The organism is Caballeronia temeraria (assembly GCF_001544795.2).
Classification (GTDB): Bacteria; Pseudomonadota; Gammaproteobacteria; order Burkholderiales; family Burkholderiaceae; genus Caballeronia; species Caballeronia temeraria.
Genome location: NZ_FCOI02000029.1, coordinates 86999 through 95041 on the forward strand (window position 1 = coordinate 86999; position 8043 = coordinate 95041).

At 63.5% G+C, this 8043-nt stretch carries 7 protein-coding genes; 1 reads left to right on the forward strand and 6 read right to left on the reverse strand.

Translation table 11 applies throughout. The features are described from left to right. Positions 1-4 precede the first annotated feature (4 nt). The gene (locus AWB76_RS30235) at positions 5-1423 is read left to right on the forward strand and encodes an undecaprenyl-phosphate glucose phosphotransferase (protein WP_061163787.1); all 1419 of its coding nucleotides are present in this window, start codon (positions 5-7) and stop codon (positions 1421-1423) included. Between the two features lie 67 nt (positions 1424-1490). Here AWB76_RS30235 and rpiA read toward each other — a convergent pair whose 3' ends face one another. From rpiA to rnr, 6 genes are all read right to left on the reverse strand, one after another. Further along, positions 1491-2180: a ribose-5-phosphate isomerase RpiA gene (gene rpiA, locus AWB76_RS30240; RefSeq protein WP_061163774.1), complete on the reverse strand. Its 690-nt coding sequence runs from the start codon at positions 2178-2180 to the stop codon at positions 1491-1493. Positions 2181-2246: 66 nt separating this feature from the next. Further along, positions 2247-2642, reverse strand: a complete 396-nt coding sequence (locus AWB76_RS30245) for a SirB2 family protein (RefSeq protein WP_061163775.1) — start codon at positions 2640-2642, stop codon at positions 2247-2249. Further along, positions 2639-3472, reverse strand: coding sequence for an N-acetylmuramoyl-L-alanine amidase (locus AWB76_RS30250; RefSeq protein WP_208606628.1), 834 nt, complete (start codon positions 3470-3472; stop codon positions 2639-2641). Before AWB76_RS30250 ends, AWB76_RS30245 begins: the two co-directional genes overlap by 4 nt. A gap of 5 nt (positions 3473-3477) precedes the next feature. Beyond that, positions 3478-4377: an HNH endonuclease gene (locus tag AWB76_RS30255; protein ID WP_061163777.1), complete on the reverse strand. Its 900-nt coding sequence runs from the start codon at positions 4375-4377 to the stop codon at positions 3478-3480. Positions 4378-4401: 24 nt separating this feature from the next. After that, entirely contained in the window at positions 4402-5145 is a 744-nt protein-coding gene (rlmB, locus tag AWB76_RS30260; RefSeq protein ID WP_061163778.1) for a 23S rRNA (guanosine(2251)-2'-O)-methyltransferase RlmB, read from the reverse strand. 103 nt (positions 5146-5248) lie between these two features. Continuing rightward, positions 5249-7714: a ribonuclease R gene (gene rnr, locus AWB76_RS30265; protein ID WP_061163779.1), complete on the reverse strand. Its 2466-nt coding sequence runs from the start codon at positions 7712-7714 to the stop codon at positions 5249-5251. Positions 7715-8043 lie beyond the last annotated feature (329 nt).

Below are 8043 nucleotides of genomic sequence, written 5' to 3' on the forward strand. Positions count from 1 at the left end.
CGACTTGTTCTCATGGCTGGCGCGTCTTCTGGATGTCTGTCTCATCGTCGCGGGCGGGTTGATCGCGCATGACGTACGCTTTTCCTCGCTGGATGTCAGCGATATCGAAAGGCTTCTGATCGCGTTCAACTCCGCACTCGCCCTCCTGCTCTTCCCTGCTTTCGGTGTGTACGAAACCTGGCGCGGCAAGCCATTCGCCATGATGCTCGCGCGCGTCACGCTCGCGTGGATGGCGGTCGTCGCGGCGGGCCTGCTGCTCGCGTTCAGTCTGCATCGGATGGATTCGGTGTCGCGGCTCTGGTTCGCCTACTCCACGATCATCTGCGGCGCGCTCATCATCGCTTCGAAGCTGGTGGTGTATTCCGGCTTGCGCCTGATGCGCGGACGCGGCTTGAACCAGCGCACCGTGGCGATCGTCGGCGCGCAAGGTTTCTCGCGGACGTTGCTCGCGCACCTGTGCAGCACGCCCGAGCAAGGCTTCACGCCCGTGTGCATTCTCGATACGACCGGCGACGAAGAACTGCACGCGAGCGGCATCAGCGGCGCATCTCCGCCGACGAGCGCAATCGGCATGGGAGGCAATCGTTTGCCGGTGCTGAACGATTTCGACGAACTCGTCGACAAGGTGCGCGCCGACGAAATCAACGAAGTGTGGCTCGCGTTGCCGCTCTCGCAGGAGCACACGATCTACCGCTTCGTGCACGCGCTGCGGCACGATTTCGTGAATCTCCGGCTGATTCCCGACACGCGCAGCATTTCGCTTTTCAATCATTCGATGACCGATATCGCCGGGCTCGCGACCATCAACCTGACGACGTCGCCGGTCCACACCTTGCAGATGTGGCCGAAGATGCTCTTCGACCGCCTGTTCGCCGCAACGGCGCTGCTCGCGCTCTCGCCGCTGATGATTGCGATCGCGATCGCCGTGAAGGCGACGTCGAAGGGCCCGGTGTTCTTCACGCAGCACCGCAAGGGCGCGGACGGACGGCCGTTTCGCATCTACAAGTTCCGTTCGATGGGCGTGCATCGGGAGCACGGTCAGGTGACGCAGGCGACGCGCAACGATCCGCGCGTGACGAAGGTCGGCGCGTTCCTGCGGCGCACGAGCCTCGACGAGTTGCCGCAGTTCCTGAACGTGCTGTTCGGGCATATGTCGGTGGTCGGCCCGCGTCCGCACGCGATCGAGCACGACGATCTGTACAAGGATCTCGTCTACGGCTACATGTTCCGATATCGCATCAAACCGGGCATTACCGGCTGGGCGCAGGTGAACGGCTATCGCGGCGCGACGGAAAAGGTCGAGAAGATGCAGAGCCGCGTGAAGTTCGACCTCTTCTATATTCACAACTGGTCGTTCTGGTTCGACATCAAGATCGTCGCGATGACGATGTTCAAGGGATTCATCGGACGCAACGCGTATTGATTGGCGGCGCAACGAAAAAGGCCCGGCGATGTGAGTCGCCGGGCCTTTCGCTTTTTTCGCTGAAGACTTACTTGTAGTCGATCCGCTCGACGCCCGTCTCCGTGCCGAGCAGGCAGAGGTTCGCGCCGCGCGCCGCGAACAGGCCGACCGTCACGACGCCCGGCCACGCGTTGATCTGCGCTTCGAGCGCGCGCGGATCGGTGATCGACAGGCCTTTCACGTCGATGATCTCGTTGCCGTTATCCGTGATGTAGGGCGAGCCGTCCTTCGTCACGCGCACGATCGGCACGCCGCCGAGCGCCGCGAGCTTGCGGCCGATCGCGGTGCGCGCCATCGGCACGACCTCGACGGGCAGCGGGAACGTGCCCATCACCGGCACGCGCTTGCTCGCGTCGGCGATGCACACGAACACGTCCGCCACCGACGCGACGATCTTCTCGCGCGTGAGCGCGCCGCCGCCGCCCTTGATCATTGCGCCGCTCGCGTCGATTTCATCGGCGCCGTCGACGTAAATGGAGAGCGTTTCGATGTCGTTCAGATCGAACACCTTGAAGCCGTGCGATTCGAGCCGCGCCGTGGTCGCGAGCGAGCTGGACACCGCGCCGCGATAGCGCGCCTTCGACTTCGCGATAGCGTCGATGAAGCAGTTGGCCGTCGATCCGGTGCCGACGCCGATGATCGAGCCTTCGGGCACGTTCGCGTTCACGTAGTCGGCGGCGGCCTGGCCGACCAGTTGCTTGAGTTCGTCTTGAGTCATGGGGGCGGTGCTGCTTTATCGGAGAAAACTGAGATTTTATCGGAGCGCGCGACGCAGCCGCGCGGATCATGCAAACGCGTGCAGGAAGCCGAGCGGATCGTGCGTGCGCGCCCCCGACGCGATGAATGCGAACACGATGATCGCCAGCACGCCGTAGACGGCGCGCGCGCCCTTGGTTCGGCCGCGCTTCAGTGCGAAGGTGCCGAGCACGATATAGACGACGAGACCCGCGATTTTCGCGCCGAGCCATGCCGCATTCGCCGAAAAGCCGATGATCGCGACCAGCGCGATGGCGCTCAGCAGCAGCAGCGTATCGACGATATGCGGGAAGATTTTCGTCGCGCGCGCGGTGAGAAGGCGCGAATTCGTCAGCATCCAGATCCAGCGCAGCACGAATCCGGCGATGGAAAGGCCCGCGCACGCCATGTGGATCGCGCGTAGTGTCAGAAACGAATCGTTCATTGAGGGAAGTATTTATCGAGCAAGGCCTGGGCGATGGCGTCGCTTTGCGCGTCCGCATTGCCCGCGTAGTCCGACGGCCGGAAATGCATCTGGAATGCGCTGAAGACGCGGCGGGTTTTGTCGTCGAGCACGCCGTCGGTCGCGACGTCGTAGCCGTAGCGCTTGAGCTTGTCCTGCAGCGCGCGCACGTCGCACGGCGCTTTCGGATCGCGGCCGGCGAGATGCGCGGCGACGGTGGCGTCGTCGGGCCATGCGCCCACGCCGGCATCGTACAGCGCGTGCCACGGAAAAAGCGGACCCGGGTCGATCTTGCGTTGCGGCGCGATGTCGCTATGACCGACGACGCGCGTCGGCGCAATGGCGTAGCGCGCGACGATATCGCGGGAAAGTTTGATGAGCGCGTCGACTTGTGCGGGCGGATACGGCTGCCATTTGCCGTCGCTGAGCGGACCGATCGGGCCGAGGTTCACGTTTTCGATGCCGATCGAGGACGCGTTCAGCTCCGTTGCGCCTTGCCACGAACTCAGGCCGGCGTGCCAGGCGCGTTTGTCTTCCGGCACCAGTTGATAGACGACCGGCTCGCCGTTCTCGATGCGCGGGACGTCGGGGACGACGTAATGCACGCTGACCTGATCGCCGGTGAGCACCGCGAGGGACCCGGCTTCGTCGATCTCGGTGTAGTGCATCACGAGGAAGCGGATGCGTGAGTCGGAGTTTTTCGCGTGGTAGCGCGTGTCGGCGATGTAGGTGCCGCGGTCGATCTGGGTCGTGGTGCAGGCGGTGAGGAGGCAGGCCGATATTGCGGCGGCCAGGCCTATGACCTTCTTCATGCCCATCATGATCGCTTTTCCCAGATGGATCGCACGAGCATCCAGTGCGCGTGGAGCGCTTGGCTGCTCGGCCGATGTTCGGGATTCTTCGGCGGGCGAAGCACACGTCCTGCGAACGAGCCGTACTCGCTGTCCGCGAGCTCGGGCGCAATCGACACGGCATGCGTGGCGGGATGGATGGCGATCAGCGCGCGGTCATAGAGCGTGTGCAGGTCGGCGCGCAGCAGCAGCCCGTTCTCCACGACATTGGTGTCTTCGCCCATGTAGCGGCAAATATGGGCGGCTTCGAGAACTTCTTCGACCGGACAATCGCTCAACGCGCAACGGCTTTCATAGGCTTCGAGCAATTTCCTGCGGAACGCGGGTTGGCCCTGGCGCATGACGATCGCGGCGAACGTCTTCTTGCGAGCGTCTTCGATGCTCGCGGGATCGAAGGCGCCGCTCTCTTCGAGTCGAACTTCGGCTTCGGACTCGGCTTCGAGTTCGGCTTGAGCCTGAGCTTGATCGACACGCCGAAGCGTAAAACTCGCCGGCAACGCGCCTTCATGCGACACATAGTCGAATAGGCCTTCGTATTTGAATCCCGCGCCTGGGTACTCGTATTTCTTCGTGCGATAGAACAGCAGCAGTTCGAGATCGCGCGCCCGATGTTCGACGATCCAAACGTCGGTACGCCCGGCGTTCTGCCCTTGCCAATGCAAGATATCGCCTTCGAGCTTATCGAGATACTGAACGCGATCCGGCGTTTTCTTCTCGGTCACGAACAACAGGACCGAATCGAAGCCTGCGGGACGAAATACGCCCGTATTGAGCGTCGCGTCTTGTGTCTCGATGACGCCCTTTAGCTGCTCGCGCGTGTACACACTCCCGGACGCGAGCCGATCACTAAGCTGATTCAACGCCATGAACGATGCTCGATACCTCGGCCCTTACTTCTTCACCGCCCTCTGCCGCACGGCCTCGAACAGACAGACGCCACTCGCCACCGATACATTCAGGCTCTCGACCGTCCCTGCCATCGGAATATTCATGATCTCATCGCAAGTCTCGCGGGTCAGGCGACGCATACCCTCGCCCTCCGCGCCCACGACGATCGCCACCGGACCGTCCAGCTTCGTTTCATAAAGCGACGCCGTCGCCTCGCCCGCCGTGCCGATCACCCACACGCCGGCATCCTTGAGTTCGCGCAGCGCCCGCGCCAGATTCGTCACGGTGATATACGGCACGCTCTCCGCCGCTCCGCTCGCCACCTTCGCCGCCGTCGCGTTCAAACCCGCCGAGCGATCGCGCGGCGCGATCACCGCATGCGCGCCCGCCGCATCCGCGACACGCAGACACGCGCCCAGGTTATGCGGATCGGTGACGCCATCGAGCACCAGCAGCAACGGCGTGCCCGAAATGGCATCGAGCAGTTCGGCCAGATTCTGCGCGAGCGGCAGATCGTGCGCGCGCGCCACCACGCCCTGATGCTGAACATTGCCCGACAGACCCCAGAGACGCGCTTCATCGGCTGCGATCAGCCGCACGCCCGCTTCCTTCGCGGTCCGCAGAAAATCCTGCATGCGCCGATCCTTGCGCGTGGGGTCGTACAGCACCTCCTCGATCGACGATGCATCCGCGCGCAAACGTGCGGTCACTGCGTGAAATCCGTATAGAACCTTGAGACGTGACATGACTGATCCGAACCTTCGGTGAAAACTTGAAAAGCACGACGCGGTCCGATGCACGAAGCATCGGACCGCGCGTATTCGATGGCGGCTGTGCTAACGCGCCGCCCTAGCGTTTCTTGCGCGCCGGCCGCCCCTGCGATGCCGGCTTCGACGCCGCACCACGCTTCTTCGCCGCACCGCCGCGCGGAGCCGATGCGAGCGGCGCGCCCTTCTTCGTGCCGCCGCGGGCGCGCGTGCTCGGGACATCGTCGTCGCTGAACGGACGGATGCGCGGACCGGCCGCGCCCGTGGCTGCATTGACGGCATCGCCCGAACCCGCCGACGGACGCGGCGACGGCGGCTTCACCGGCGTATCGCGCACGAGACGGAAGTCGATCTTGCGGGCATCGAGATCGACGCGGCTCACCTGCACGCGCACGCGATCCGACATCCGGTAGCGAATGCCCGTGCGCTCGCCGCGCAGCTCGTTTTTGATCTCGTCGTACTGGAAGTAGTCCGAGCCGAGCTCGGTCACATGCACGAGACCTTCGATGAACAGCGAATCCAGCTGCACGAAGATGCCGAACGACGTCACGCCGTTCACCATGCCGCCGTATTCCTCGCCGAGCTTGTCGCGCATGAAGTAGCACTTGAGCCACGCTTCGACGTCGCGCGAGGCTTCATCGGCGCGGCGCTCGTTCGACGAGCAATGCAACCCGAGCTCTTCCCAGATCGCGACGCTGTTGCGCGCACGGCCGCGCGCGGTGTCGTCGGCTTTCTGCATCTCGCGGGCCGCTTTCGTGAGGCCGGTGCTCAGCGACACATCGTGACCGATTTCCGGCAGATACTTCTTGCCCTGCAAAATCGCATAGATCGCGCGGTGCGTAAGCAAATCCGGATAGCGCCGGATCGGGCTCGTGAAGTGCGCGTACGCTTCATACGCGAGACCGAAATGGCCGATGTTGTCCGGGCTGTACACGGCTTGCTGCATCGAGCGCAGCACCATCGACTGCAGCATCTGCGCGTCGGGCCGGTCGCGGATTTGCGCGATCAGCGCGGCGTAATCGCTCGCGTGCGGCTTGTCGCCGCCGGTCAGCGTCAAACCGACGCCGCGCAGGAACGCACGCAGGTTCTCGAGCTTCTCTTCCGTCGGTCCCGCGTGCACGCGATACAAACCCGGGTGCTTGTTGCGCTTCAGGAAGTCGGCCGCGCAGACGTTCGCGGCCAGCATGCATTCCTCGATCAGCCGGTGCGCATCGTTGCGATGACGCGGCACGATCTGCTCGATCTTGCCCTGCGAGTTCACGACGATATACGTCTCGGTCGTATCGAAGTCGATCGCGCCGCGCTTCTGACGCGCCGCGTGCAGCGACTTGTAGACGCCGTAGAGGTTCTGCAACTGCGGCAGGAGATCGGCGCGCTTCGCCGCTTCCGGGCCCTTCGTGTTGGTGAGCACGGCCGCGACTTCGGTGTACGTGAGACGCGCCGCCGAATGCATGACGCCGGGATAAAACTGATACGCCTTGATCTCGCCGCGCGCGGTGATGACCATGTCGCACACGAGCACACAGCGGTCGACATCGGGATTCAGCGAGCACAGACCGTTCGAGAGCTTCTCGGGCAGCATCGGAATCACGCGGCGCGGAAAATACACCGACGTGCTGCGATCGAGCGCATCGATATCCAGCGCTTCGTTGGGCCGCACGTAGTGCGACACGTCCGCGATCGCCACCAGCAGGCGATAGCCCTGTCCCCGGCCGACCGCGACGGGCTCGCAATACACGGCATCGTCGAAGTCGCGGGCGTCTTCACCGTCGATGGTGACGAGCGGCACGTCGCGCAAATCCACGCGATGGCGGATATCCACCGGGCGCACTTCGTCGGGCAGCTTGGCGGCGACGGCGAGCGCGGCGTCGCTGAACTCATGCGGCACGCCGTATTTGCGCACGGCGATCTCGATCTCCATGCCGGGATCGTCGATATCGCCGATCACTTCGACCACGCGCCCGAGCGGCTGCGAATGACGGCTCGGGAAATCCGTCAGGTCGACGGACACCACCTGCCCGACCTTCGCCTTCTTCGCATTCTGCGTGATGAGGATGTCGTGGCCGATACGCTTGTCTTCCGGCACGAGAATCAGCGCGCCGTTCTCGTTGACGAGGCGCCCGATGATGCGTTTGTTCGCGCGGTCCGTCACCTCGACGATATGTCCTTCCGGCCGCCCGCGCCGGTCATACCCGACAATGCGCGCGAGCACGCGGTCGTTGTGCATGACCTTCTGCATTTCGCCGTTGGGCAGGAAGAGATCGTCCTGGCCGTCGTCGCGGATCAGGAAGCCGAAGCCGTCGCGATGGCCTTGCACGCGACCGGCGACGAAATTCGACGGATGCGTCAATTGATAATGGCCGCGCTTGTCGAGGCGGATTTGCCCGTCGCGTTCCATTGCCGCCAGTCGCTTGAAAAATCCTTCGCGCTCCTGGCGCTTGATCGACAGCGCCTCGGCGATGTCGTTCGCGGCATGCGGTGTCTCGCTCGTGCGCAGCACGCCGAGAATCTCTTCGCGGCTGGGAATCGGATACGGATATTTGCTCAAGGGCGTAGTCGTGATTTTTCTCGTTGGACGGGACTTTTGCGGTGCTTTGCAACCAATAATGCGCGCATCGTTGCGGGCCATTCTAACACCCGGACTTTAAGCGCCACGGCGCTCGCGGGCCGATCCGCCGCGCCCGGCGCCGCGTTGAGCGCATCGCATCGTAACGCTTGACAGACGCATGAGACTCGATATAATTGCGTTCTCTGCTGTTGAGCAACACGCGAAAGCAGCAATTGCAGTACACGCACCCTTGCCCAGGTGGCGGAATTGGTAGACGCACTAGGTTCAGGTCCTAGCGGTGGCAACACCGTGGAGGTTCGAGTCCTCTC